The organism is Rhizobium laguerreae, from assembly GCF_019778565.1.
Lineage (GTDB): Bacteria > Pseudomonadota > Alphaproteobacteria > Rhizobiales > Rhizobiaceae > Rhizobium > Rhizobium laguerreae.
This window is the reverse complement of sequence record NZ_JAAXQT010000011.1, coordinates 55,209-78,991: the sequence shown is the minus strand read 5'-3', so window position 1 is coordinate 78,991 and position 23,783 is coordinate 55,209. Positions and strand designations below refer to the sequence as shown.

At 62.1% G+C, this 23,783-nt stretch carries 19 protein-coding genes and 1 riboswitch; of the genes, 10 read left to right on the top strand and 9 right to left on the bottom strand.

Annotated elements, in window-relative coordinates; translation table 11 throughout:
• Positions 1-12: 12 nt before the first annotated feature.
• The 3 genes from HFO71_RS28915 to HFO71_RS28905 all read right to left on the bottom strand — a co-directional run bounded on the left by HFO71_RS28915 (position 13) and on the right by HFO71_RS28905 (position 3,068).
• Positions 13-849 carry a carbohydrate ABC transporter permease gene (locus tag HFO71_RS28915; RefSeq protein WP_011649800.1) on the bottom strand — a complete coding sequence of 279 codons (837 nt, stop codon included), beginning with the start codon at positions 847-849 and terminating at the stop codon, positions 13-15.
• Positions 846-1,706 carry a carbohydrate ABC transporter permease gene (locus tag HFO71_RS28910; protein WP_132614002.1) on the bottom strand — a complete coding sequence of 287 codons (861 nt, stop codon included), beginning with the start codon at positions 1,704-1,706 and terminating at the stop codon, positions 846-848. Before HFO71_RS28910 ends, HFO71_RS28915 begins: the two co-directional genes overlap by 4 nt.
• Before the next feature lie 87 nt (positions 1,707-1,793).
• Positions 1,794-3,068 carry an extracellular solute-binding protein gene (locus HFO71_RS28905; RefSeq protein ID WP_131641801.1) on the bottom strand — a complete coding sequence of 425 codons (1,275 nt, stop codon included), beginning with the start codon at positions 3,066-3,068 and terminating at the stop codon, positions 1,794-1,796.
• An 86-nt stretch (positions 3,069-3,154) separates the two neighbouring features.
• On the opposite strand from HFO71_RS28905, the gene HFO71_RS28900 reads away from it, so the two are divergent.
• The 8 genes from HFO71_RS28900 (at position 3,155) to atzF (ending at position 14,082) form a co-directional block, all read left to right on the top strand.
• Positions 3,155-4,072, top strand: coding sequence for a helix-turn-helix domain-containing protein (locus HFO71_RS28900; RefSeq protein ID WP_131641800.1), 918 nt, complete (start codon positions 3,155-3,157; stop codon positions 4,070-4,072).
• Positions 4,073-4,285: 213 nt separating this feature from the next.
• Positions 4,286-4,393: riboswitch (guanidine-I (ykkC/yxkD leader) on the top strand.
• A gap of 74 nt (positions 4,394-4,467) precedes the next feature.
• The gene (locus HFO71_RS28895; RefSeq protein ID WP_132613996.1) at positions 4,468-5,541 is read left to right on the top strand and encodes a putative urea ABC transporter substrate-binding protein; all 1,074 of its coding nucleotides are present in this window, start codon (positions 4,468-4,470) and stop codon (positions 5,539-5,541) included.
• A 65-nt stretch (positions 5,542-5,606) separates the two neighbouring features.
• A complete protein-coding gene (locus HFO71_RS28890; RefSeq protein ID WP_131641798.1) occupies positions 5,607-6,425 on the top strand; it encodes an ABC transporter permease in 819 nt (272 codons plus the stop codon).
• A complete protein-coding gene (locus tag HFO71_RS28885) occupies positions 6,422-7,252 on the top strand; it encodes an ABC transporter ATP-binding protein (RefSeq protein ID WP_131641797.1) in 831 nt (276 codons plus the stop codon). Before HFO71_RS28890 ends, HFO71_RS28885 begins: the two co-directional genes overlap by 4 nt.
• A complete protein-coding gene (locus HFO71_RS28880; protein WP_131641796.1) occupies positions 7,249-8,070 on the top strand; it encodes an urea amidolyase associated protein UAAP1 in 822 nt (273 codons plus the stop codon). The genes HFO71_RS28885 and HFO71_RS28880 overlap by 4 nt, the downstream gene beginning before the upstream one ends.
• Positions 8,071-8,081: 11 nt before the next feature.
• A complete protein-coding gene (locus tag HFO71_RS28875) occupies positions 8,082-8,732 on the top strand; it encodes an urea amidolyase associated protein UAAP2 (RefSeq protein WP_077979769.1) in 651 nt (216 codons plus the stop codon).
• Between the two features lie 3 nt (positions 8,733-8,735).
• Positions 8,736-12,275, top strand: coding sequence for an urea carboxylase (gene uca, locus HFO71_RS28870; RefSeq protein ID WP_077979768.1), 3,540 nt, complete (start codon positions 8,736-8,738; stop codon positions 12,273-12,275).
• 1 nt (position 12,276) lies between these two features.
• Positions 12,277-14,082, top strand: a complete 1,806-nt coding sequence (gene atzF, locus HFO71_RS28865; RefSeq protein WP_221988757.1) for an allophanate hydrolase — start codon at positions 12,277-12,279, stop codon at positions 14,080-14,082.
• Between the two features lie 98 nt (positions 14,083-14,180).
• On the opposite strand, the gene HFO71_RS28860 is transcribed toward atzF, so the two are convergent.
• From HFO71_RS28860 to HFO71_RS28850, 3 genes are read right to left on the bottom strand one after another with little or no spacing between them, the layout of a single operon-like run.
• Complete coding sequence (locus HFO71_RS28860) at positions 14,181-14,591, bottom strand: VOC family protein (RefSeq protein WP_077979766.1); 411 nt, start codon at positions 14,589-14,591, stop codon at positions 14,181-14,183.
• An 18-nt stretch (positions 14,592-14,609) separates the two neighbouring features.
• Entirely contained in the window at positions 14,610-15,707 is a 1,098-nt protein-coding gene (locus tag HFO71_RS28855) for a Gfo/Idh/MocA family protein (protein ID WP_077979765.1), read from the bottom strand.
• A gap of 10 nt (positions 15,708-15,717) precedes the next feature.
• Positions 15,718-16,728: a Gfo/Idh/MocA family protein gene (locus HFO71_RS28850; RefSeq protein WP_132613990.1), complete on the bottom strand. Its 1,011-nt coding sequence runs from the start codon at positions 16,726-16,728 to the stop codon at positions 15,718-15,720.
• 367 nt (positions 16,729-17,095) lie between these two features.
• Here HFO71_RS28850 and HFO71_RS28845 point away from each other — a divergent pair, with 367 nt between their 5' ends.
• A complete protein-coding gene (locus HFO71_RS28845) occupies positions 17,096-18,256 on the top strand; it encodes a fumarylacetoacetate hydrolase family protein (RefSeq protein WP_221988756.1) in 1,161 nt (386 codons plus the stop codon).
• Positions 18,257-18,316: 60 nt separating this feature from the next.
• Here HFO71_RS28845 and scpA read toward each other — a convergent pair whose 3' ends face one another.
• On the bottom strand, positions 18,317-20,455 hold the full coding sequence (scpA, locus tag HFO71_RS28840; RefSeq protein WP_221988755.1) for a methylmalonyl-CoA mutase: 2,139 nt from the start codon (positions 20,453-20,455) through the stop codon (positions 18,317-18,319).
• A gap of 232 nt (positions 20,456-20,687) precedes the next feature.
• Between scpA and HFO71_RS28835 the strand changes: the two genes are divergently transcribed.
• A complete protein-coding gene (locus HFO71_RS28835) occupies positions 20,688-22,043 on the top strand; it encodes an LLM class flavin-dependent oxidoreductase (RefSeq protein WP_221988753.1) in 1,356 nt (451 codons plus the stop codon).
• Between the two features lies 1 nt (position 22,044).
• On the opposite strand, the gene HFO71_RS28830 is transcribed toward HFO71_RS28835, so the two are convergent.
• Together HFO71_RS28830 and HFO71_RS28825 are read right to left on the bottom strand one after the other, a co-directional pair.
• The gene (locus HFO71_RS28830; RefSeq protein WP_041472702.1) at positions 22,045-22,698 is read right to left on the bottom strand and encodes a methionine ABC transporter permease; all 654 of its coding nucleotides are present in this window, start codon (positions 22,696-22,698) and stop codon (positions 22,045-22,047) included.
• Positions 22,679-23,767 (bottom strand): methionine ABC transporter ATP-binding protein, encoded by a 1,089-nt coding sequence (locus HFO71_RS28825; RefSeq protein ID WP_168339781.1) that lies wholly within the window; start codon positions 23,765-23,767, stop codon positions 22,679-22,681. Before HFO71_RS28825 ends, HFO71_RS28830 begins: the two co-directional genes overlap by 20 nt.
• Positions 23,768-23,783 lie beyond the last annotated feature (16 nt).

The window sequence follows — 23,783 nt, the reverse complement described above, 5'->3', positions numbered from 1 at the left end:
GCAGCCTCCCGATTATTTAATTGCGCCGGCCGCGATGCCGGCGATGAAATGGCGCTGAAGAGCCACGAAGATGACGAGGATCGGCGCCGTCAGCAGTACCGCGCCGGCCATGATGCCGCCCCAGGAGACCTTGGTGAGGCCGATCAGCGTTCCCAGTGCCACAGGCGCCGTCATCATCCCCGGTCTGGAATTGATCAGCAGCGGCCAGAGGTAATTGTTCCACGAGTGCAGGAAGAGAATGATCGCCAATGCCGCCATGGTTGGGCGGGCCAGCGGCAAGGCGATGCGCAGGAAGATCTGCCATTCCTTAACGCCCTCGACCCGGGCCGCATCGAAGAGCTCGCCCGGCATCATCGAGAAGGATTGCCGCATGAACAACACGCCGAGCGAATTGAACAGCGGCGGCACGATCAGAGCTACCCAGGTGTTTGCCAGCTTGAACTCGCGCGCCACCATGATGAATTGCGGGATGACGACCACGGAGAAGGGAAGCGTGATCGTGCCGAGGATGATGGCGATGACGACGGAGCGGCCGACGAAACGGTAACGGGCCAGTGCCCAGCCGGCCATCGACGTCAGCAGCACCGAGAGCACTGTATAAATGAGCGCCACGCCGATGGAGATCACCATTGCGCCGATGAAATCGGTATCGGCCTGTAGGTTTTTGAAATTCTCGACGAAGTTGGTCGATGGCCACAGCACGATGTCAGGACTGAAGATACCGTTGTCGGGCATGGTCGAGAAGACGAACATCATCCAGAGCGGAAACAGCCAGATGAGAGCGAGCGGCGCCAGTGCGGCATGCAACGCGATCTGGCGCAGCAGAAGCGATTGCGATTTGGATTTCATTTCGGATCCCTCCCGACCCAGAGATTGAGAAGCGAGATCGCCACGGCAAGGGCAGCCATCGTATAGGCGATCGCCGAGGCATAGCCGAAGTTCAGCGAGGTGAAGCCCTGTCGATAAAGCAGCAGGCCGAGCGTCTCGGTGCCGCCGCCGGGACCGCCACGATTGGTGATGAGGAAGGGCTCGGTGAAGAGCTGCATGGTACCGATCACCGAGAGCACCACGCAGAAGAGGATGATCGGTTTCAGGAGCGGCAGGGTGATGTGGAAGAACTGCTGGACCTTGCTCACCCGGTCGAGCGTCGCCGCCTCGTAGACATCATCGGGAATCGACTGCAGGCCGGCGAGGATGATGATGGCGTTGTAGCCCGCCCAGCGCCATGTGACGGCAAGGATGATCAGCGCCATGGCGGCATTGGCATTGTCGAACCAGGAGACCGGGCTGAGACCGACGGCCGAGATCAGCTTGTTGATGATGCCGAAATCGAGGCTGAACATCAGCCGAAACACCGCGGCATAGGCGACCTCGCCGACGACCACGGGGGCGAAGAAGGCGAAGCGGAAGAGCGGCCGCGCTTTCAGCAGCGGCGAATTGAGCATTACGGCCATAACGGTCGCAAGCGCGATCATGACAGGCACCTGGATCACCAGGATGATCAGCGTGTTGTAGAGGGCATTGTAGAAGGCCGGGTCGTAGAAGAGCCGACCCCAATTGGACTGGAAACTATATTTCCACGGGTTGATGCGGGTGTTCTGAAAGGAAATCAGGAACGAATTGATGATCGGCCACACCCAGAAGGTGGCAAAGATCAGCAGATAAGGGGCGAGGAACGCATAAGCGCTCCGGGTTCTGAATGGCATCGAGCCTCCTCCTGACAAAACCAACGAATGACCAGCCGCCTTGCGGCGGACGGAGAGCCGGGCGCGTCAAGCGCCCGGCTTCGTCATTCACTGCGCGATCGGAAGGCCGGTCGCCGAAGCGATCTGGTTGGCGGCATCGTCGAGAGCCGCCTTCGCATCGGGATAGCCGCCGGAGAAGAACTTCGTCTGCGTCGCCTTGAAGATGGCTTCGGCATCGCTCTGGAAGGCGGTGCCGCGGCTCGGCACGATCTTCGGCAGCGTGGCGAGGATATCGGCCCAGACCTTCTGACCGCCCCAATAGGGCTGCGCTTCGTTGACGAAGGGATCTTGTACGGCCGAGAGCAATGATGGCACCAGACCGAATTCCTTCAGCATCGTAACCTGACCCTCGTTCGTGCCGAGGGCGTAGTTCACGAATTTCCAGGCGGCTTCCTTATTTGCGGAGGTCGCCGAAATAGCGAGCGACGAACCGCCGAGATTGGCGGCATGCGGGCCGTCGGCCGTCAGGCTCGGCATCTTGTAGACGCCCCACTTGCCCTTGAGATCGGGCGAGGTCGAGCGGACGGTGCCCTCATACCAACCGCCATACAGCTGGCTCGCGGCCTTGCCGGCGGTGTTGGCCTGGATCTTTTCGTCCCAATTGGCCGCCGTCAGCGTGCCGGCATCCTTCATTTCCTTCACCTTTTGCAGCGAGGAGACGCAGGCCGGCTGGTTGATGGTGATGGACTGGCCGTCGGCCGAGTAATAGCCGCAGCCCTGTTCGTTGGCGATCATGCGAAACCATTCGCTGTCGCCATTGAAGTCCGCCTGCGCCATGACGACGCCGGGATTGGCGGCGGAAATCTTCTTGCCGGCGGCAATAAAGTCGTCCCAGGTGCCGATCGTGCTTGGATCGACGCCAGCCTTTTCGTAGAGATCGCGGCGATAGAAGACGGCGACAGGGCCGGAATCCCACGGCATGGCATAGGCGACGTCGCCGACCTCAAGCTCGGTGCGCTTGAATTCGGGGAACTTCGCCTGGATCTCGGGCGTGTAACCGAGCTCCTTCAGATTGGCGAAGCAATCCGGGAAACGGCTCCAGAAGATCTCAGCCTCGAAATTCTCGATGCTGACGATATCGGGCAAGCCGTCGCCGCCAGCGGCGCAGGCAGCCAGCGTCTTGTCGAAGACCTGGCTGTTGCCAAGATCCTCGACGGTGATCTTGATATCGGGAAACTGTTTGTTGAAGCCTGGAAGCGTGGACTTCAATGCCGACGCGGCGACATTCCAGCTCCAGATGGTGAGATTGGCCGACTGCGCGTATGCGGAGCCGGAAGCAAGCACTGCGACAGCTGCGGTCGCAGCGAGAAGTTTGAAGCGCATTGAAAATCCTCCCTTTTCAATTGCCGATCTTTCACGAACGCGGTTAGACTATCTGTAAGGGAGCGGGTGTCTCCTAAAAAGGGAACATGAATTTGGCGGAAAGTAAGGTCGGCACACGTGCAATCTATCAGCCCGGCGCGAGCAGCATCGAGGGTTTGCCGACAGCGCTGCAGATGTTTCATGCCCATCCGCCTGTTATGGCCATGCCGCACTGGCACGCGCAGGTCGAGGTCAACTACGTGATGCGCGGCACCGTGCACTACCGGATGAGCGATCACGAATTCCGGCTGAGCGCTGGCGAAATGTGCCTCTTCTGGGGTGGTCAGCCGCATCAGATGGACGAATCCTCGGATGATTCGCTCTATGCCGGCGCCCATCTGCCGCTCGTCTATTTCTTCCGGCTGCGCCTGCCGATCAGCGTTTCCAGCCGGCTTATGAAGGGTGAGACGCTGCTGACCTCGGCAACGGATGCCGCCGACAGCGAGAATTTCACCCGCTGGTTCCACTATGCCAACTCAGGCGATCCCGCCAAGGCCCAGCACGCTGTCGACGAGCTGCTGCTGCGCATCGAACGGATTGCGCTCGAACCCTATTCGATGACGTCGCAGGCGGCCATCAATCTCGACGGCGATCATCCGTATCCGCATTCCTCGCGCAGCGTCGCGCGCATGTGCGATTTCATCGCCGCCAATTTCCTGCACGACATCGATTCGGTCGATATCGCCCGCGCCGCCGACCTGCATCCGAAATATGCGATGAACCTGTTCAAGCGATCGACCGGCATGACGCTCAGCAAATATGTGACGCTGCTGCGGTTGTCGCGCGCCCAGGCAATGCTGATGAGCGAAGGCGCCAATGTGCTGCAGGTGGCGATGGACAGCGGCTTCGGTTCGATCAGTGCCTTCAACAAATCCTTCCGCCATATCGCCGGCATGTCGCCGTCGGACTTCCGCCGCGATATCCGGCTGGTGACGACGGTCCCGGCCGGGGCCTTCCGGAACTAGCTCAGGGCCAGCCGCAATTCGGCGTTCTGTGCGTTCTGCCTGCCGCTTGCTTTTCACTGGGCAAAAAATAACCAACGCCTAAGGTATCGGCAGAATGCGCACATTTTCTGTGCAAGTGCATGCACTATTGCATTTTCCGGGGAATTGACGCCATCGCACTCTCAATAAAATCAATGGTTTATAATTTGGCACACACTTTGCTTCGATAGTTGCAGAGTTGGTGGCTAGGGTTCCGGCGTCGCAAGACGCGCTGGTCCGAGAGCTGCCACCGGCGAGGGAGACATCCCGCCGGGTGCACGGCGGGACAAAAGCCCGGGAGACCTCGTAAGCCAAGGGATTGGCGGCACGATGGTCATTGCCGATCCCTTTTGAAGAAAAGCAAAAGGGGAATTTCAATGCAGACTTTTTCGAAGATACTATCGATTACCGCACTGACGGCGTCCCTGGCGCTGGGACTCGGCTCCATCGCCAAGGCCGAACAGAAGACCGACTTCAAGGTCGCCTGGTCGATCTATGTCGGCTGGATGCCCTGGGGTTATGCCGCCGATCACGGCATCGTCAAGAAATGGGCCGACAAATACGGCATCAAGATCGAGGTCACCCAGTTCAACGACTACGTCGAATCGATGAACCAATATACGGCCGGCGCCTTCGACGCCGTGACGCTGACCAATATGGACGGCCTGTCGATCCCGGCTGCCGGCGGCGTCGATACCACGGCCGTGATCGTCGGTGACTTCTCGAACGGCAATGATGCGGTCATCCTGAAGGACAAGGCGAGCCTTGCCGACATCAAGGGACAGAACGTCAATCTCGTCGAATTTTCCGTCTCACATTATCTGCTGGCCCGCGCGCTCGAAAGCATCAAGCTGACTGAGCGCGACGTCAAGGTTGTCAACACCTCCGACGCCGATATGGTCGCCGCCTACAAGACGGCAGATGTCACCGCCGTAGTCACCTGGAACCCGCTGGTCTCGACCATCCTCGAGGATCCCACGGCCAAGAAGGTCTTCGACAGCTCGCAGGTGCCGGGCGAGATCATCGACCTGATGGTCGCCAACTCAAGCGTGCTCAAGGACAATCCGAATTTCGGCAAGGCGCTCGCCGGCATCTGGTATGAAACCGCAGCACTGCTGACTGCCGACAGCGCCGAAGGCAAGGCTGCCCGCGAGGCGATGGGCCAGGCATCGGGCACCGATCTCAAGGGCTTCGAATCCCAGCTTGCCGTCACCAAGCTGTTTGCCAAGCCGGCCGATGCCGTTGCCTTCACCGCCTCGGACGGCCTGCCGAAGACAATGGATCTCGTCCGCAACTTCCTGTTCGAGAAGGGCCTGCTCGGCAACGGCGCGCCGTCGGCCGACGTCATCGGCATCGAAATGCCCAACGGCAAGGTTCTCGGCGATAGCGGCAATGTCAAGCTGCGCTTCACCGAGACCTACATGAAGGCGGCCGCCGACGGTTCGCTCTGAGCGATGTCAAAGCAGCGGTGCGGTTTTGACCGCGCCGCCCAACCTTCATCAGCGGAGCTTTCCTCATGCGCTGGATCAACACGAGGCCGAGCCGGGGCGCGCAGCTAGCCTTGACGCTGCTGCCCTTCGTGCTGCTGATCGTTGCCTATACTTTCGGCTCGGCAGCACGGCTGGCGGAAAACGCCAACGACAAGCTGCTGCCCGGTCTTGCCGGATTTGCCGATGCGATCGATCGCCTGGCCTTCGTCGCCGATCCGCGCACCGGACAATATCTGCTCTGGTCCGATACGGGCGCGAGCCTGATACGGCTGTTTGCCGGCCTCGGCATCTCCACGATCATCGCACTCGTCATCGGCATGCTGATCGGCATGCTGCCTTATCTGAGAGCGCTGCTCTCCCCCTTCGTCGCCGTTATCTCCATGGTGCCGCCGCTGGCGCTGCTGCCGATCCTCTTCATCGCCATAGGGCTCGGAGAAGCCTCGAAGATCGCGCTGATCGTCATCGGCGTTGCGCCGACAATGATCCGCGACCTCGCGCTGAAGGCGCTGGAGCTGCCGCGCGAACAGATCGTCAAGGCTGAAACACTCGGCGGCTCCTCCTGGCAGATCGGCCTTCGTGTCGTGCTGCCGCAGATCCTGCCGCGGCTGATCACTTGTCTGAGGCTTCAGCTCGGCCCGGCCTGGCTGTTCCTAATCGCGGCCGAGGCGATCTCGTCGGATTCCGGCCTCGGCTACCGCATCTTCCTCGTCCGCCGCTATCTCTCGATGGACATCATCTTTCCCTATGTCGTCTGGATCACGCTGCTCGCCGTGGTCACGAACTATATTCTCGATCGCATCCGCATCGCCGTCTTCCCCTGGTCCGAGCTGGAGAAGCAGGCATGAGCGAGTTGGTGATCGAAAAGGTCTGGAAGGAATATGGCGACCAGATCGTGCTTGAAGACGTGTCGCTGACCGTCGCCGCGCGCGCCTTCGTCGCTCTCGTCGGCCCATCCGGCTGCGGCAAGTCGACGTTCCTGCGTATGCTGCTCGGCCAGGAGCGCCCGACCAAGGGCACGATCCTGCTCGCCGGCGAGCCGCTGCCGTTTGAGCCGGGACCGGATCGCGGCGTCGTCTTCCAGCGCTACTCCGTCTTCCAGCATCTGACCGTGCTCGGAAACGTGCTGCTCGGGCGGGAACTCTCTGCGTCCCGCTACAAGGCCAAGCTTTTCGGCGCCGCCCGCCGCGACGCCATCGACGAAGCCCGGAGGCTGATCGGCGAAGTCGGCCTTTCCGGCGCTGAGGACAAATATCCGGCGCAACTATCAGGCGGCATGCAGCAGCGCCTGGCGCTGGCGCAGGCGCTGATCATGAAACCGAAGGTGCTGCTGCTCGACGAGCCCTTCGGCGCGCTCGATCCCGGCATTCGTGCGGAGATCCACACATTAATGAAACGCCTCTGGCACGAAACGCAGATGACCGTCGTCATGGTGACCCACGACATGCGCGAAGCCTTCACCCTGGCGACGCGCGTCGTCGCCTTCGAGCGCAAGCGTGATCGCCCGGAGGAAAAGGAGCGCTACGGCGCGACGATCACCAAGGATATTTCGATCTGGCCGCCCAGGCTCGCCGGCGCGCCCTCCATCTTCAGCCCCGACCGGGACGGCCCGGTCATTTCTCTGGGCCTTCGCCGGGACGACCCGGCTTCCAGTCCGCCAGGAGAAAAACCATGATGCATGTCAGACGTTCGCCCGAGGAGATCGCCGCCAACCGGCAGCGTTACGAGGAACATCAGAAAAAGGGGCTGGAATTTGCCCCGAAGGCCCTGCCGGCGCCGAGCCCCCTGCCCGCCCCCGCCATCGATGCTGCCGCGATCATCCATCAGGAAATCATCCCCGGCGGCTGGTACTGGTCGACCGCGCTGAAGCGCGGCGAAGCTCTCCGCATCGATCAGGGCGAAGGCGGATCGACCGTGGCGCTCGTTGCGTGGAACGCCACCGACACGAGCGAACGGCTCAATCTCGTCGATACGGTCAAGGTGCAGTGGACGACCGCCCCCGGCAAGGGCCGCGTTATCTTCTCGGACATGGGCCGGGTGATGTTTTCGCTGATCGAGGATAGTTCCGGCGCCCATGACTGCCTGATGGGCGGCTCGACGGCAGCTTCGAACGCTACAAAATATCCTGGCGTCAAGACCCGCAACACCCGCGACAATCTCGTGCTCGTCGCCGGCAAGCTTGGTCTCGAACGACGCGATATTCCTACGATTCTCAACCTCTTCGCCCCCGTCCGCGTCGACGATGACGGTGGCTTCCACTGGCGCGGCAAGCTCTCCAACAGCGGCGACTATGCCGAGCTGCGCGCCGAGATGGACATGATCGTCGGCTTCTCCAACTGCCCGCATCCGCTCGACCCCGACCCGGTCTATGCGCCGCAACCGGTGATCGTCACGCGCTTTCGCGCAGCCACGCCCGCAGTCGACGACCTCGCGCGCACGGCAACCGCCGAAGCCCTTCGCGGCTTTGAGAACAACGCCGCGATGCTGGCCTGAGGGAAGATACGATGACCGATTTCATCAAGACTTCAGCTTCGCGCAGCCTCGAAAATGCCGTGCAGGATCATTTCATCGCGGCCGAAGCGCCATGGTCCGGCATCGTGCGCAAGGGCCAGACGATCCGCATCGAGGACAGTTACGGCCAGCAGGCGATCGACACGCTATTTTATCGTGCCGACGACTTTGCCGAGCGTTATTCCAACCAGGATACGATGCGGGCGCAGAGTGGCGCCTATATCGGCACCGGCACGAAGATCATCTCGAACGAAGGCAATGTCATGCTGGTCATGACCGCCGACAGCTGCGGCCGCCACGATACATCGGCCGGGGCCTGCTCCTGCGAGAGCAACACCGTGCGCTTCGGCCACGGCACCAAATACCTGCATGCCTGCCGCGACAATTTCGTGATCGAGGTGACCAAGCACGGCATGAGCAAGCGCGACATCGTGCCGAACATCAATTTCTTCATGAACGTACCGATCAAGCCGAATGGCGAGATGACCATCGTCGACGGCATTTCCGCACCCGGTGACTATGTCGAACTGGTGGCTGAGATGGACGTGCTCTGCGTCATCTCCAATTGCCCGCAGATCAACAACCCCTGCAACGGCTTCGATCCGACACCGATCCGGGTGCTGATCTGGGACGGCGAGGACTGATCGATGTTCACCAAGGTCCTGATCGCCAATCGCGGCGAAATCGCCGTTCGCGTTATCCGCACATTGAAGAGGATGGGCATCGCCTCGGTCGCCGTCTATTCCGATGCCGACCGGTTCTCCAAGCCGGCGCTGACCGCCGACGAGGCCATGCGCCTCGGCCCGGCGCCTGCTGCCGAAAGCTATCTTTACGTCGATGCCGTCATTGCCGCCTGCAAGGCGACGGGCGCTGAGGCCGTACACCCAGGCTACGGCTTCCTCTCGGAGAATATCGGCTTTGCCGAGCGGCTCGCCGCCGAAGGTATCGCTTTCATCGGCCCGCGGCCGGAGCATCTGTCGGCATTCGGCCTGAAGCATACGGCACGCGAATTGGCGAAAGCGAGTGGCGTGCCGCTACTGCCCGGCACCGATCTCTTGCAGAGCGTTGACGAGGCGCTTTCGGCCGCCGAAACCGTCGGTTATCCCGTCATGCTGAAAAGTACGGCGGGCGGCGGCGGCATCGGCATGCAGCTCTGCACCGATGTTGCAAGCCTGAAGGCCTCTTTCGAAAGCGTGCAGCGGACCGCGCGCGCCAGCTTCGGCGATGCGCGCGTCTACATCGAGCGTTTCGTTGCCGAAGCGCGCCATGTCGAGGTGCAGATCTTCGGCGACGGCAAGGGTGGAGTGATTGCGCTCGGCGAACGCGACTGCTCGCTGCAGCGGCGGAACCAGAAGGTCGTCGAGGAGACGCCTGCGCCTGGCCTTTCTGCGGAGACAAGGGCGCTGCTGCACAAGGCGGCGGTCGATTTGGGACGCTCGGTCTCTTATGAATCGGCCGGCACCGTCGAATTCATCTATGATCCCCAGCGCGAGGAATTTTATTTTCTCGAGGTCAATACTCGCCTGCAGGTCGAGCACCCCGTCACGGAAGCCGTCTTCGGCATCGACCTCGTCGAATGGATGATCCGGCAGGCGGCCGGCGAGGACGTGCTCTCGGGAGCCAGGGGCCTGACGCCGAAGGGTGCGGCGATCGAGATGCGTGTTTATGCCGAGATGCCGCATGCGGATTTTCGCCCGAGTGCCGGCCTGCTGACTGAGGTCGTCTTCCCTGATAATGCCCGCGTCGACGGCTGGATCGAGACGGGAACCGAGGTCACGCCCTTCTACGACCCGATGCTTGCCAAGCTGATCGTGGCGGCGGAAGACCGGCCAGCGGCGATCGAGAAACTGAAGGCAGCACTCGCCGAAACGTCGATATCAGGCATCGAGACCAATCTCGATTATTTGAGAACGATCGCCGCTTCCGAATTGCTGGCTAGCGCCAAAGTGGCAACGACGGCTTTACGCGACTTCGCTTTCGTTCCAGATGTCGTCGAGGTACTCGCGCCCGGCGCGCAGTCAAGCATTCAGGAATTGCCGGGCCGGCTCGGCCTCTGGCATGTCGGTGTACCACCGAGCGGGCCGATGGACGAACGCTCCTTCCGTCATGCCAACCGGCTGGTCGGCAATGCCGATGTAACGGCAGCACTCGAACTGACGGTTTCCGGCCCGACGTTGCGGTTTTATGTCGACCAGACGATCGCGCTTGCCGGCGCGCGGATGCCAATGACATGCGACGGCGCAAGATTGCCGCATGACACGCCGGTATTGATCCGGGCCGGCCAGGTCCTGTCGATCGGTTCGATCGAAGGACCGGGGCAACGCGCTTACCTTGCCGTTACCGGCGGTTTTGCCGCGCCCGTCGTGCTCGGCTCGAGGGCGACTTTCGGCCTCGGCCAGTTCGGCGGCAATGCCACCGGCACGCTGAAGACGGGGCATGTGCTGCATTTTGCCCGCCAAGTGCCGGCCGAACCGGCAACGCCTGCGACGGAGCCGGCCGCCTTGACGCGCGAATGGAATGTCGGCGTCGTCTACGGCCCGCATGGCGCACCTGACTTCTTTCAGGACGGCGATATCGAGACGCTGTTTTCGACGGCTTACGAGGTGCATTTCAACAGTGCCCGCACCGGGGTGCGCCTGATCGGCCCAGCCCCGCAATGGGCACGTAGCGACGGCGGTGAGGCGGGGCTGCACCCCTCCAACCTGCACGACAATGCCTATGCGATCGGGGCGATCGATTTCACCGGCGACATGCCGATCATTCTCGGCCCTGACGGCCCAAGTCTTGGCGGCTTCGTCTGCCCGGCGGTGATTGCCCGCGACGAGCAGTGGAAGATGGGCCAGTTCAAGCCCGGCGACCGCATCCGTTTTCATGCCATGGCGCGGCCGGAAGACCCGATCGCCGGCCCGGCGGTGCGGCGGGTCACGGAAGAAACAGGTTCGCCGATCCTCGGCATCAGCGAGGATGGCCCGGTTTCTGTCGTTTATCGCCGCCAGGGCGACGACAATCTGCTCGTCGAATATGGGCCGATGACGCTCGATATCGCGCTGCGGCTGCGGGTGCACCTGCTGATGCAGGCGGTCGTGGAGGCCCGCCTTCCCGGAGTCGTCGACCTCACCCCCGGTATCCGCTCGCTGCAGATCCATTATGACGGCACGCAGCTGACGCGCCGGCGCCTGCTTGGGCTGCTCTCCGAGATCGAGGCGACCCTTCCGGCAGCCCAGGAGGTCACGGTGCCGAGCCGCATCGTGCATCTGCCGCTCTCCTGGAACGATCCGGATGCGGAACTTGCGATGCGCAAATATCAGGAGCTCGTGCGCCCGAATGCGCCCTGGTGCCCATCGAATATCGAGTTCATCCGCCGCATCAACGGCCTTCCTGACGAACAGGCCGTCCGCGATATCGTCTTTGATGCAAGCTATCTGGTGCTCGGTCTCGGCGACGTCTATCTCGGCGCGCCGGTTGCGACCCCTGTTGATCCGCGCCATCGCCTCGTGACGACGAAGTATAATCCCGCCCGCACCTGGACGCCTGAGAACGCCGTCGGCATCGGCGGCGCCTATATGTGCATCTACGGCATGGAAGGACCGGGCGGCTACCAGCTCTTCGGCCGCACAATCCAGGTCTGGAACACATGGCGGGAGACACCGGCCTTTGCCAGGGGCAAACCCTGGCTGCTGAACTTCTTCGACCAGATCCGTTTCTTCCCTGTTAGTAACCAGGAATTGACGGAGGCGCGCGCCGCCTTCCCGCATGGCGGCTATCCGATCCGGATCGAGGAAACGGAATTCTCCTATGCCGCCTATGAGAGAGAATTGCAGGCGAACGCAGCGTCGATCGGCCGCTTCAAGGCAAGCCAGCAGGCCGCCTTCGATGCCGAACGCCAGCGCTGGAAGGAAGCCGGGCTCGACAGCTTCGTCACCGACGAAGGCACGGGCGAAAGTCCGGATGGGGATATTCCCGACGGCTGCTTCGGTGTTGCCAGCGCCGTGCCCGGCAATATCTGGAAATTGCTGGTCGAGCCGGGTGCGTCGGTTGCGGCCGGCGATACACTCGCCATCATCGAATCGATGAAAATGGAAATCAACGTCACCGCCCATGCGGCAGGCCGCGTCCGCGACCTGCGTGCCGGGCCGGGAAGAAACGTCAAAGCCGGCGATATCATCGTCGTTCTGGAGGAATGCTGACATGCTGCCGACCATCCTCGATCTCTCAAGCCTTCGCGCCGCCTACCAGTCCGGCCTGACGCCGCTCGACGCCATCGAAGAGGTGATCGCGCGGCGTGCCGCCTCGAAAGATCCGGCAATCTTCATCACGCCGGTGCCGGATGAGGAATTACGCGCTGCCGCAAACGCGCTGATGGCACGCGCGCCTGAGGCAAACAGCCTGCCGCTCTGGGGCGTTCCCTTTGCTGTGAAAGACAATATCGATGCCGCCGGCCTGCCGACGACCGCCGCCTGCCCAGCCTATGCGTATCGGCCGGAAGAGGACTCCACCGTCGTTGCCCGGTTGAAGGCAGCCGGCGCCATCATCATCGGCAAGACCAATCTCGACCAGTTCGCGACCGGCCTCAACGGCACGCGCTCGCCTTATGGCGCGCCTTGTTCGGTCTTCGATGCAGCCTATATCTCCGGCGGCTCGAGCTCCGGATCGGCGGTCACGGTGGCCTCCGGCCTCGCCGCCTTCGCGCTCGGCACCGATACGGCCGGCTCCGGCCGCGTGCCGGCCGCCTTCAACAATCTGGTCGGCATCAAGCCGACGCCGGGTCTCTTGCCGAATACCGGCGCCATACCGGCCTGCAAGAGCGTCGACTGCATCACGATCTTTACCGCGACCGTCGGCGACGGCGTCGCGATCCGCAAGGTCGCCGAAGGCTTCGATGCCGCCGATCCTTTCTCGCGTCACGCCAAGCCGGCGAACCTGCCGGTATCAGGCTTGCGCATCGGCGTCCTGACCGACGCCGAGCGAGAATTCTTCGGCGACAAGGAGGTGGAGGCGCTCTACGACCAGGCGATCGAACGCGCCAAAGCGCTCGGAGCGACCATCGTGCCTTTCGACTACACACCGTTCCGCGAGGCCGCGGCCCTGCTCTACGACGGGCCGTGGGTTGCTGAGCGCCTGGCCGCGGTCGAGACCTTCCTCGCCACCAACGCCGCCGATTTCGACCCGACGGTCAGAGGGATTATCGAAGGCGCCAAGGGCAAGACCGCGGTCGAGGCCTTTAACGGCCGATACCGGCTGGAGGAGCTGCGCCGCAAGACCGAAGCCGAATGGGAAAAGGCGGACGTGCTTCTGCTGCCGACCGCACCGACCACCTACACGGTCGCCGACATGCTGGCCAATCCCGTCGTGCTCAATGGCCGCCTCGGCCGTTACACCAATTTCGTCAACCTGCTCGATTGCGCGGCGATCGCCGTTCCGGCCGGTTTCGGCAAAGGCGGCTTGCCGGGCGGCGTCACCGTCATCGCGCCTGCCTTCACCGACGATGCGCTGGCACCACTTGCCGATGCGCTGCATCGCGCAGCAGGTTCCGGCATGGGCATCGACCGGCAGGCGGCAATACCGGAAGCGAGCCGCATTGCGCCTGGCGATGACGGTTTCATCGAAATCGCGGTCGTTGGTGCGCATCTGACCGGCATGCCGCTCAATCACGAACTGGCAGGCTCCGACGGGCGTCTGATCAAGACCTGCCGCACGGCCGGCGATTATCGCCTCTTCGTTCTGCCCAATACCACGCCGCCGAAACCGGGACTGCTGCGCGAACCCGGCCATAAGGGTCAGGGGCTGGAGGTCGAGGTCTGGGCACTGCCGGCCGATGCTTTCGGCAGGTTCGTCCAGAAGATTCCGGCACCCCTCGGCATCGGTAAGCTCACGCTCGAAGACGGTTCCAGCGTCTCCGGCTTCGTCTGCGAGGCCCATGCGGTGAAAGGTGCCGAGGAAATCACCGCACTTGGCGGCTGGCGCAACTATATCAGCGCCAAGTTGGCGAGCTGAGGAAGAACAGTGCATGGCGGCAAAACTCGTCCGGCGCCTGATCGATCTGCTGCGGGACGGTCTGACCGCCCGCAGCGAAGCGATCGGCAGCACCTGTGTCAGCCCTGGCGTTTCTGAGAACGTTCGGCAAGCTCGACGATGATGCCGTCGGGATCGCGAACGAAGGCGATCCTGTTCAGCATCTCGGAGTGGACCGCGAAGCGCGGCCGCTCCTTGATCTCGACGCCCGCCTGTTCAAGGCGGGCGAAGGTCTCGTCGACATTGTCGAAACAGAAGGTGAGGTGCCGGACGCCGGCCGTATCGTCAGGCACGTCGACCGCTCTCGACGCGCCGCCGGGCGGCGCAAAGACCTCCAGCATGCCGCCGCCTGCATCGAGGAACGCGACCTGCATGCCATTCGCCATCGTCTTGCGCAGCGCGAGGTTGAGGCCGAGCAGGCCACAGTAGAAATCGACGGTGCGGTCCATGTCGCTGACCGTCATGCCGACATGCTCGAAGGATTTCAGCATCGGAGCGCCCTTCCCGGTTCAGACGGTGGCCGCAGCACGCCATTCCGCTGCCGGAAGCCAGGAACGATAGAGCGGATGATCGGCGGCGATCGGCATCGGCGTCGGTTGTCCGGTTCGCTGCGAGGAATAGGCGGCCGTAACCAGTTCCAGCGAATTGCGGGCATCCTGCAATGTCACCGGTGGGTCGGTGTCCTCGACGATCGCCTTGTGGAAGAGCTCGAACTGACGGGTGTAGCCATCCTCGCCAGGCACATAGGCGGCGAGCACTTCGTCGATCCGCGCCTGATGTTCCTCTGTCCCGGCGACGAATGTCCACGGGTCACGGCCCATCGTATAGGGTTCGATGATGCTTTCGGCGACGAGGTCGTTGAAGCAGAAGCGCAGCCGCGAGATCTCCTTGCGCGAACCGAGCGTCATCGACAGCGTCGCCAGCGAGCCGTTCTGCATCTTCACCGAAAGGGCTGCCGTATCCTCGACCTCGATCGGATTGACCAGCGTGGCGCCATAGGAAAACACCTCGGCGCAGGGACCGTGCACATAGTTCAGCATGTCATGGGCGTGGATGGCGTGGCCGAGAAGACCGCCGCCGAGTTCGCTCGCCCATTTGCCGCGCCACGGCACGGCGTAATAATCCGGTCCACGCCACCAATGTGTTTCGATCGTGGTCAGGAACGGCTTGCCGGCGAGGCCACGTTCGATCAGCAGCTTCAGCTTCTGCAGACCGGAACCGTAGCGATACTGGAAGATCGGCATCAGCTTCCTGCCGGGGTAACGATCGAGGATGCGCCCCATCTCGTCGACCTCGGCGATCGAGCCGAAGAGCGGCTTCTCGCAGATCACGTGTTTGCCGGATTCGATGCCCTTGCGGCAAAGTTCGAAATGCGAGCTCGGCGGCGTCGAAATGTCGATGATGTCGAGATCGTCGCGGGCAATCAGCGAATCCGCATCCTGCGTGTATTCGCCAATGCCGAACTCCTCGCACAGCGCCTTGCCGCGCTCCTCATCGAGCGAGCAGAGCACGGGAACTTCGAAAAGCTCCTTGTTCCAGCCGAAGCCGGCCAGATGCCGCGCAGCGATGCCTGCGCCGATGACACCGACGCGCAATTTCCTGGTCATGATATCCTCCTCAGCGAGCGCCGATGCGCGCGGCTTTCGCCTGGGCTTCGAGCGAAAGACGGCAGACTTCAAAAACGTGATCCTGGGTCATCGCCGTCTGCGTGCGGTTGCCGACGTCGGCGGTGAAAGCGTCGAAATAATCAAGCTTTTCGCCGCTGCAATCGATATGGGTCATTTCCTTGCCGTTGACCAGGAAGAGATGATCCTTGCCCGGCCTGCCGGCAATGTCGATATATTTGCGCAGTTCGATGTAGCCTTCGGTGCCGAGGATGGTCAGGCGCCCGTCGCCCCAGGTCGGCAGCGCCTCCGGCGTGAACCAGTCGACACGGACATAGCCCGCCGCCTTGTCAGAACGCAGAAGCACCTCGCCGAAATCCTCGAAGGCGGGCTTGTCGGGCATGCCGAAATTGCCGATCGAGCTGGCGATGACCTCGCCTGTGGTCGAGCCGGTATAAAACAGGAACTGGTCGACCTGGTGTGAAGCGATATCGACGATAATGCCGCCGAAGGCTTCGGGATCGAAGAACCAGTCCGGCCGGGTCGGCAGCTGCAGCCGATGCGGACCGACACCAAGCGTCTGGATCACCTTGCCGATCGCGCCTTCGGCGACGAGCTTGCCGGCCTTGACGGCGGAGCGCACGCAGTGGCGCTCGGAAAAGCAGATCGAGAAGATCTTGCCGGTTTCAGCGACGGTCTTCTTGACGTCCTCGAGCTGGGCGAAGGTCGTCACCCCAGGCTTGTCGGTCATCACGTCCTTGCCTGATTTCATCGCACGGATGGCGAGACCGGCGCGATCGCGCGGGATCGCCGAGATGCAGATGACGTCGATCGACGGATCGTCGAACAGCTTTTCCCTGTCGATCTGCGGCGCGTCAGGATAGGTCTTCTCAAAGGCCTCGCGCAGTGCCGGCACCGAGGTCTGCGGGCAATAGCCGACGAATTCGCCGCCTGCGGCCAGCAATCCCTTCACGTGATCGAACGTATGCCCATGGTCGATTCCGACGACGGCAAATCTCAACATCGCTGCAATATCCTCCTGGGATTTTCGTGTGGCCGGCTAATGCCAGCCTCCTCCATGTTGGGCAAAACAGATAACGAAAGCCGGCTCCTGTCAAGGCGAGATGAAGGGAAAAATCGTCACAGCCTGTATTTAAATATCTGAAATATAACAGTTATTTTGTATCTAAATAGTTATTTTGTGAGCTTTTGCAGTTGGATTCCCGAGGAAGCCAGCCGCCCGAGCCGATCAGGCGAAAGTCTTTTTCCCCGACGCATCTTGCCCCGCCTCCGTGAATGTGATCGATTTCGGCTGCTGCCAAGCTGGAGGGCGGCAACACCCCGCAATGTTTTGAAGAGCGCTCCCCGCTCGCCTGTGACGGAAGATCACCATGTCTCAACCTCTGCTCGATGTCGCCGCTTCGGATGGTCTTTTTGTCGGTCGCATCTGGAATCCCGAAGTGGAGGGACCGAGCATCGTGACGCTTAGGGAGGGGGTGCTGGTCGACATCACCTCGCGCGAGGCGCCGACGTTGAGCGCCCTGCTCGAGCGGCAGGATGCCGCCACCTTCGTCCGTGCAGCAAGTGGCAAGGCGGTTGGCTCGCTGGCGGACATCGCCGCCAACAGCACCGGAGCTCCGGATCAAACGCGCCCTTATCTCCTTGCGCCCGTCGACCTGCAGGCAGTCAAGGCCTGCGGCGTTACCTTTGCGCAGTCGATGATCGAGCGCGTCATCGAGGAGAAGGCCGCCGGCAGTCCGGAACGCGCCGCATCGATCCGCGAGCGTGTCAGCACGCTGATCGGCGGCAGCCTCACCAATCTGAAGGCTGGTTCGCCGGAGGCCGCGAAGGTCAAGCAGGCGCTGATCGACGAGGGCATGTGGTCGCAATATCTCGAGGTCGGCATCGGGCCGGATGCCGAAGTCTTCACCAAGTCGCCGGTGCTCTCCTCTGTCGGCTGGGGTGCGGATGTCGGCCTGCATCCGATCTCGACCTGGAACAATCCCGAGCCGGAAATCGTGCTCGCGGTCAACAGCCGCGGCGAAATCAAGGGTGCGACGCTCGGCAACGACGTCAACCTGCGCGACGTCGAGGGCCGCTCGGCGCTGCTGCTCGGCAAGGCCAAGGACAACAACGCCTCCTGCTCGATCGGTCCTTTCATCCGCCTGATCGATGCCGGTTACAGCCTGGATGACGTACGCAAGGCCGAACTCAACCTGAAAGTCACCGGCCAGGACGGTTTCGTGCTGCATGGCAAGAGTTCGATGTCACAGATCAGCCGCGACCCGACCGATCTCGTCAAGCAGACGGTCGGCGCCCATCATCAATATCCCGACGGTTTCATGCTTTTCCTCGGCACGCTGTTTGCGCCGACGCAGGACCGCGATGCGCCGAAGCAAGGCTTCACCCACAAGATTGGCGACGTCGTCGAGATTTCCTCGGCAGGCCTCGGCGACCTCGTCAACACCGTGCGCCTTTCCACCGAATGCCCGCCCTGGACCTTCGGCATTTCGGCGCTGATGAGCAACCTGGCAAAGCGCGGCCTGCTCTAACTCTTTGAGTTCGCGCATTACCGGGCGGAAAACCGCTTCGCGTTTTCCTGAGATGCTAAGCTACTGGTTTCTCCGCCTGCCCTGCAGCAGATCGAGAACGGAGTTTGCCGCCTCGAGAACGTTTGTCCCCGGGCCGAACACGGCTGCAACGCCGTGTTCATGCAGGAATTCATAGTCCTGCCGCGGGATGACACCGCCGCAGACGACAATGATATCACCACCGCCCTGTTCCCTCAGCCTGTCGATCAGCTGTGGTAGCAGCGTCCTGTGACCGGCCGCCAATGACGAGACGCCGACGACGTTGACCTTTTCGCTGAGCGCGACACCGGCGGCTTCCTCCGGTGTCTGGAAGAGGGGACCGGCGAGCACATCGAAACCGATATCGCCGAATGCCGAGGCGATCACCTTGGCGCCTCGGTCGTGTCCGTCCTGACCGAGCTTGGCGACCATGATCTTCGGCCGGTGACCCATGGCTTCCGTCACTTCGGTCATGCGAGTCTTGAGCACGGCGAGCTCCGGCTCATTTTCATACGCTCGGCCATAGACGCCCTTGATCACCACAGGCGTGGCGGCATGATCGCCGAAGGCATCGCGCATGGCATCCGATATCTCGCCGACCGTGGCGCGGGCCCGCGCCGCCTCAATGGCGGCTTCCAGCAGGTTGCCCTTGCCGCTCTGTGCGATCTCTGCCAGGGCCGCCAGCGTCTCGCGCACCGCTCCGCCATCGCGCCGCCGCTTGGTTTCCTCGATACGTCTGATTTGCGCTTTGCGCACTGCGCTGTTGTCGATCTCCAGAATGTCGATCGGCTGCTCGTTGTCGAGCCTGTAGCGGTTGACGCCGACTATGACCTCCTCGCCCTTGTCAACGGCTGCCTGGCGGCGCGCGGCCGCTTCCTCGATCAATCGTTTCGGCAGGCCGTCATTGACGGCCTTCGTCATGCCGCCGAGCGCTTCCACCTCCTCGATCAGCGCCCAGGCTTTGTCAGCAAGCTCCTTCGTCAGGCTCTCGACGTAATAGGAGCCTGCCAGCGGATCGACCACCTTGGTGACGCCAGTTTCGTGGCTCAGGATCAGCTGCGTGTTGCGGGCGATGCGGGCGGAAAATTCCGTCGGTAGGGCGATTGCCTCGTCGAAGGAGTTGGTATGCAGCGACTGCGTGCCGCCGAGCACGGCCGACATCGCCTCGAAAGCGGTGCGGATGATGTTGTTATAGGGATCTTGTTCCTGCAACGAGACGCCGGAGGTCTGGCAATGGGTGCGCAGCATCAGCGAGGAAGCCTTCTTCGGCTGGAACTCCTCCATGATGCGGGTCCAGAGCAGGCGGGCGGCGCGAAGCTTTGCCGCCTCCATGAAGAAGTTCATGCCGATCGCGAAGAAGAAGGAGAGCCTGCCGGCGAAATCATCGACGTTGAGGCCCTTTGCAATCGCCGCCCTGACATATTCGCGACCGTCAGCCAGCGTGAAGGCAAGTTCCTGCACCAGCGTCGCGCCGGCTTCCTGCATGTGATAGCCGGAAATCGAAATCGAATTGAATTTCGGCATCTCCTTGGCCGTATATTCGATGATGTCGGCAACGATCCGCATCGATGGTTCGGGCGGATAGATATAGGTGTTGCGGACCATGAACTCCTTGAGGATGTCGTTCTGGATGGTCCCCGAAAGGTCGGCTCGTGGGACGCCCTGCTCCTCGCCGGCCACGATGAAGGAGGCAAGGATCGGGATGACGGCGCCGTTCATGGTCATCGACACCGACATTTCGCCGAGCGGAATGCCGTCGAACAGGATCTTCATGTCCTCGACGCTGTCGATTGCCACACCCGCCTTGCCGACATCGCCCTCGACGCGTGGATGATCGCTGTCATAACCGCGGTGGGTGGCAAGATCGAAGGCGACCGACAGGCCCTTCTGGCCGGCGGCGAGATTGCGGCGATAAAAGGCGTTCGATTCCTCTGCCGTCGAGAAGCCGGCATATTGGCGGATCGTCCAAGGCCGGCCGGCATACATCGTCGCCCGCGGACCGCGGGTGAAAGGTGAAAAACCAGGAAGCGACCCAAGGTGCCCGGCGCCGTCAAGATCCTCGACCGTGTAGAGCGGCTTGACGGCAATGCCTTCCGGCGTCTGCCAGGTCAGCTTCTCGGGCGAGGTGCGCAGTTCCTTTTGAGCAAGCTCCGCCCAATCCGACAGCGTCTTCTTCGTCATGCGGTTCCTCCGGCTTTTTTCATCCCCACCCTACCATTTCACAGGCTCATCGTGCGATAGAGCCCGAAAGAGGATCATTTTAGGCCGAGCCGGCTCAATGTGAATCCTATTCTACATTATAGAGTTAGAGCATGATGTCGTCCGAAAACTGCTCACACTTTTCGGCATCATGCTCTTGGATAATTAATGCCAAAAATCCTTGATTTCTATTGCCGGCTTTGAGACCCGCCTCATGAAGAGAATGCAGATCTATGCCTTCGACATGAACTGCGTCGGGCACATCAACCACGGTCTGTGGACGCATCCGCGCGACCGCTCAGCGCACTATACCGATCTCGACTACTGGACGGAATTTGCCAAGACCGCCGAACGCGGCAAGCTGGACGGCATCTTCCTGGCCGACATCGTCGGTGTCTACGATATCTACAGAGGTAGCCCGTCGTCGGTGATCGAGACGGGCGCGCAGATCCCGGTCAATGATCCGATGATCCCGATTTCGGCGATGGCCTATGTCACCAAACACCTGGGTTTCGGCGTCACCGTCAACACCACCTACGAGCCACCCTTCCTGCTGGCGCGGCGCATGTCGACGCTCGACCACCTGACCAAGGGACGGATCGGCTGGAACATCGTCACCGGTTATCTCGACAGTGCGGCTCGCAGCATGGGTTTCGACAAGCTGCCGGAACATGATGCGCGTTACGACGCAGCCGAAGAATATCTCGAAATTCTCTACAAGCTCTGGGAAGGCAGTTGGGACGACGATGCGGTGGTGCGCGACAAGGCGGGCGGCGTCTATGCAGATCCCTCCAAAGTGCGCTCTGTCCGTCACGACGGCAAATATTACCGGATGGAAGGCATCCATCTCTCAGAACCCTCGCCGCAGCGCACGCCCCTGCTCTTCCAGGCCGGCGCCTCGGCACGCGGCCAGGATTTCGCCGCCCGCCACGCCGAATGCGTCTTCATTGCCGGGCCAAATCCCAAGGCGGCGAGGCCGACCGTCGATGCGCTGCGGGCGAAGGCGGAGGAATTCGGCCGCGGCGCCGACGCATTGAAGATCCTGAGCCTGATCACTGTTGTCGTCGGTCGGACGGACAAGGAAGCCCAGGACAAGCTGGAGGAGTACCGCAGCCATGCGAGCGTCGAGGCCTCGCTTGCGCATTATTCCGCTTCGACAGGCGTCGATTTTTCGAAATATGGATTGGACGACGTCATCGACCAGAGCTCGACCAACGCCAATCAATCCGCACTTGCGGCCATTACGAAACAGGCGCCAAAGCCGGTAACGCTGCGTGACATCATCGACCAGATGATACTCGGCAGCCGGATGAAACCGGTGGTCGGCTCGCCGGAACAGATCGCCGATCATCTCGCGACATGGATCGAAGAGGGTGATATCGACGGCTTCAATCTGGCGCGGACAGTGGCGCCGGAAAGCCTGCGCGATTTCGTCGATCTGGTCGTGCCGGTGCTGCAAGAGCGCGGCGTCTTCAAGGCGGATTATGCTGCCGGACCGTTGCGGCAGAAGCTTTTCGGCGGGAACGGCAGGTTGCCCGCTGCTCATCCCGCCGCCCAGTTCCGGCGCTGATTTATCGGTGGTCCAGCCCGGCGACCAGCCGGTCGCCAAGCCACTGGATACCGCAGACGAGCACGATGAGGACGGCCACCACCGCGATCATCACACTGGTTTCGAAACGTTGATAGCCATAGCGGATGGCGAGGTCGCCGAGGCCGCCGGCGCCGATGGCGCCGGCCATGGCCGAGGCGCCGATCAACGTTACCAGCGTGACGGTGAAACCGGCGACGATGCCCGGCAGCGCTTCAGGCACCAGCACCTCGCGGATGATCGTCCAGCGATTGCCGCCCATGGCACGCACGGCATCGATCAGCCCGCGATCGACCTCGCGCAGCGATACTTCGGCGATACGGGCGTAATAGGGCGTTGCGGCGATGGCGAGCGGCACGATGGCCGCCCAAGTGCCGAGCGCGGTGCCGACGATCAGCCGCGTCAGCGGGATCAGCGCCACCAGCAGGATGATGAAAGGCACCGAGCGAAAGCCGTTGATGACTGCGCCTAGCACGCGATTGATCCAGAGGTTTTCGGCGATGCCGCCGCGCGCCGTCGCAACCAAGGCAAGGCCGAGTGGCAGGCCGGCGACGAGCGAGATCAATCCCGAGGCGAGGGTCATCAGGACTGTCTCCCAAAGGGAGCGAATAAGCAGTTCAAGCATGATCGGTGTCATAACCAAGCACCTCCACCCGGGCGGACCGGGCCGTCAGGAATTGTTCGACCTTTCCGGCAAGCGCGGGGTCGCGCGCGGGAACGGCGATGAAGAACCGCGCCACCGGCTGGTTCTGGATATGGTCGATGCCGCCATGGACGAGGCGGAAGGAATGCGGCAATGCTGCCGAGAGTTCGGCAAACAGCGCGCCCTGCGCCTGTGGCCCGGCGAGATCGACGCTGAGGATCGCTTCGCTGCCCGCCGTCGCCGACAGCCGGCCGGCGATATGCTCAGGAAGCTGCGGACGGATGCCGCCAAGCAGGCTCCCGGTGATTTCAGCCTGCGGATTGGCGAAGACCGACCAGACCTGCCCCTCCTCGACGATCCGCCCGGCATCGATGACCGCGACGCGATCGGCAATGCCGCGTACCACTTCCATCTCGTGGGTGATCAGCAGAATGGTCAGTCCGAGCTTACGATTGATGTCCTTCAGCAATGCCAGGATCGACCGGGTCGTTTCTGGATCGAGCGCCGATGTTGCCTCGTCGGACAACAGCAGTGCCGGGCGTGCCGCCAGCGCCCGGGCGATGCCGACGCGTTGCTTCTGGCCGCCGGACAGCGACGCGGGATAAGCCTTCGCCTTGTCTGCAAGGCCGACGAGTTCGAGCAGCTCATGCGCCCGCCTCAGGCGCTCGTTCTTTGCAAGACCCTCGATCTTCAGAGGCAGCGCGACGTTTTCCTCGACTGTTTTGGCAGAAAGCAGATTGAAATGCTGGAAGATCATGCCGATGCGGCGGCGCAGCGGCTGCAATTCCTGTTCTGAAAGTCCGGTGATGTCTCGGCCTTCGATAAGGATCTCGCCGCTATCGGCGCGCTCCAGGCCGTTCAGGCAGCGGATCAGCGTCGATTTGCCGGCGCCGCTGCGGCCGATGATGCCGAGAATCTCGCCTCTCCTCACCGTCAGCGAAATACCGTCGAGGGCTGCAGTGGCTCCGAACCGCCGTTTCACGTCGGTCAGTCTCACCACCTCTTCGGAAGCCGCCGCTTGCGACTGTGCCTCGATCGCCGTGGTAGAAACAAGGGAATTCATGTGTTTTTCCTTACAA

What these genes read in the sequence shown, in the direction of transcription:
- HFO71_RS28900 (WP_131641800.1), top strand. Translation starts at nt 3,155, where the DNA reads ATGAATTTGGCGGAAAGTAAGGTCGGCACACGTGCAATCTATCAGCCC.
- HFO71_RS28895 (WP_132613996.1), top strand. Translation starts at nt 4,468, where the DNA reads ATGCAGACTTTTTCGAAGATACTATCGATTACCGCACTGACGGCGTCC.
- HFO71_RS28845 (WP_221988756.1), top strand. Translation starts at nt 17,096, where the DNA reads ATGTCTCAACCTCTGCTCGATGTCGCCGCTTCGGATGGTCTTTTTGTC.
- HFO71_RS28825 (WP_168339781.1), bottom strand. Translation starts at nt 23,767, where the DNA reads ATGAATTCCCTTGTTTCTACCACGGCGATCGAGGCACAGTCGCAAGCG.
- HFO71_RS28860 (WP_077979766.1), bottom strand. Translation starts at nt 14,591, where the DNA reads ATGCTGAAATCCTTCGAGCATGTCGGCATGACGGTCAGCGACATGGAC.
- HFO71_RS28910 (WP_132614002.1), bottom strand. Translation starts at nt 1,706, where the DNA reads ATGCCATTCAGAACCCGGAGCGCTTATGCGTTCCTCGCCCCTTATCTG.
- HFO71_RS28875 (WP_077979769.1), top strand. Translation starts at nt 8,082, where the DNA reads ATGACCGATTTCATCAAGACTTCAGCTTCGCGCAGCCTCGAAAATGCC.
- HFO71_RS28890 (WP_131641798.1), top strand. Translation starts at nt 5,607, where the DNA reads ATGCGCTGGATCAACACGAGGCCGAGCCGGGGCGCGCAGCTAGCCTTG.
- uca (WP_077979768.1), top strand. Translation starts at nt 8,736, where the DNA reads ATGTTCACCAAGGTCCTGATCGCCAATCGCGGCGAAATCGCCGTTCGC.
- HFO71_RS28880 (WP_131641796.1), top strand. Translation starts at nt 7,249, where the DNA reads ATGATGCATGTCAGACGTTCGCCCGAGGAGATCGCCGCCAACCGGCAG.
- HFO71_RS28830 (WP_041472702.1), bottom strand. Translation starts at nt 22,698, where the DNA reads ATGACACCGATCATGCTTGAACTGCTTATTCGCTCCCTTTGGGAGACA.
- HFO71_RS28905 (WP_131641801.1), bottom strand. Translation starts at nt 3,068, where the DNA reads ATGCGCTTCAAACTTCTCGCTGCGACCGCAGCTGTCGCAGTGCTTGCT.
- HFO71_RS28855 (WP_077979765.1), bottom strand. Translation starts at nt 15,707, where the DNA reads ATGACCAGGAAATTGCGCGTCGGTGTCATCGGCGCAGGCATCGCTGCG.
- scpA (WP_221988755.1), bottom strand. Translation starts at nt 20,455, where the DNA reads ATGACGAAGAAGACGCTGTCGGATTGGGCGGAGCTTGCTCAAAAGGAA.
- atzF (WP_221988757.1), top strand. Translation starts at nt 12,277, where the DNA reads ATGCTGCCGACCATCCTCGATCTCTCAAGCCTTCGCGCCGCCTACCAG.
- HFO71_RS28915 (WP_011649800.1), bottom strand. Translation starts at nt 849, where the DNA reads ATGAAATCCAAATCGCAATCGCTTCTGCTGCGCCAGATCGCGTTGCAT.
- HFO71_RS28835 (WP_221988753.1), top strand. Translation starts at nt 20,688, where the DNA reads ATGAAGAGAATGCAGATCTATGCCTTCGACATGAACTGCGTCGGGCAC.
- HFO71_RS28885 (WP_131641797.1), top strand. Translation starts at nt 6,422, where the DNA reads ATGAGCGAGTTGGTGATCGAAAAGGTCTGGAAGGAATATGGCGACCAG.
- HFO71_RS28850 (WP_132613990.1), bottom strand. Translation starts at nt 16,728, where the DNA reads ATGTTGAGATTTGCCGTCGTCGGAATCGACCATGGGCATACGTTCGAT.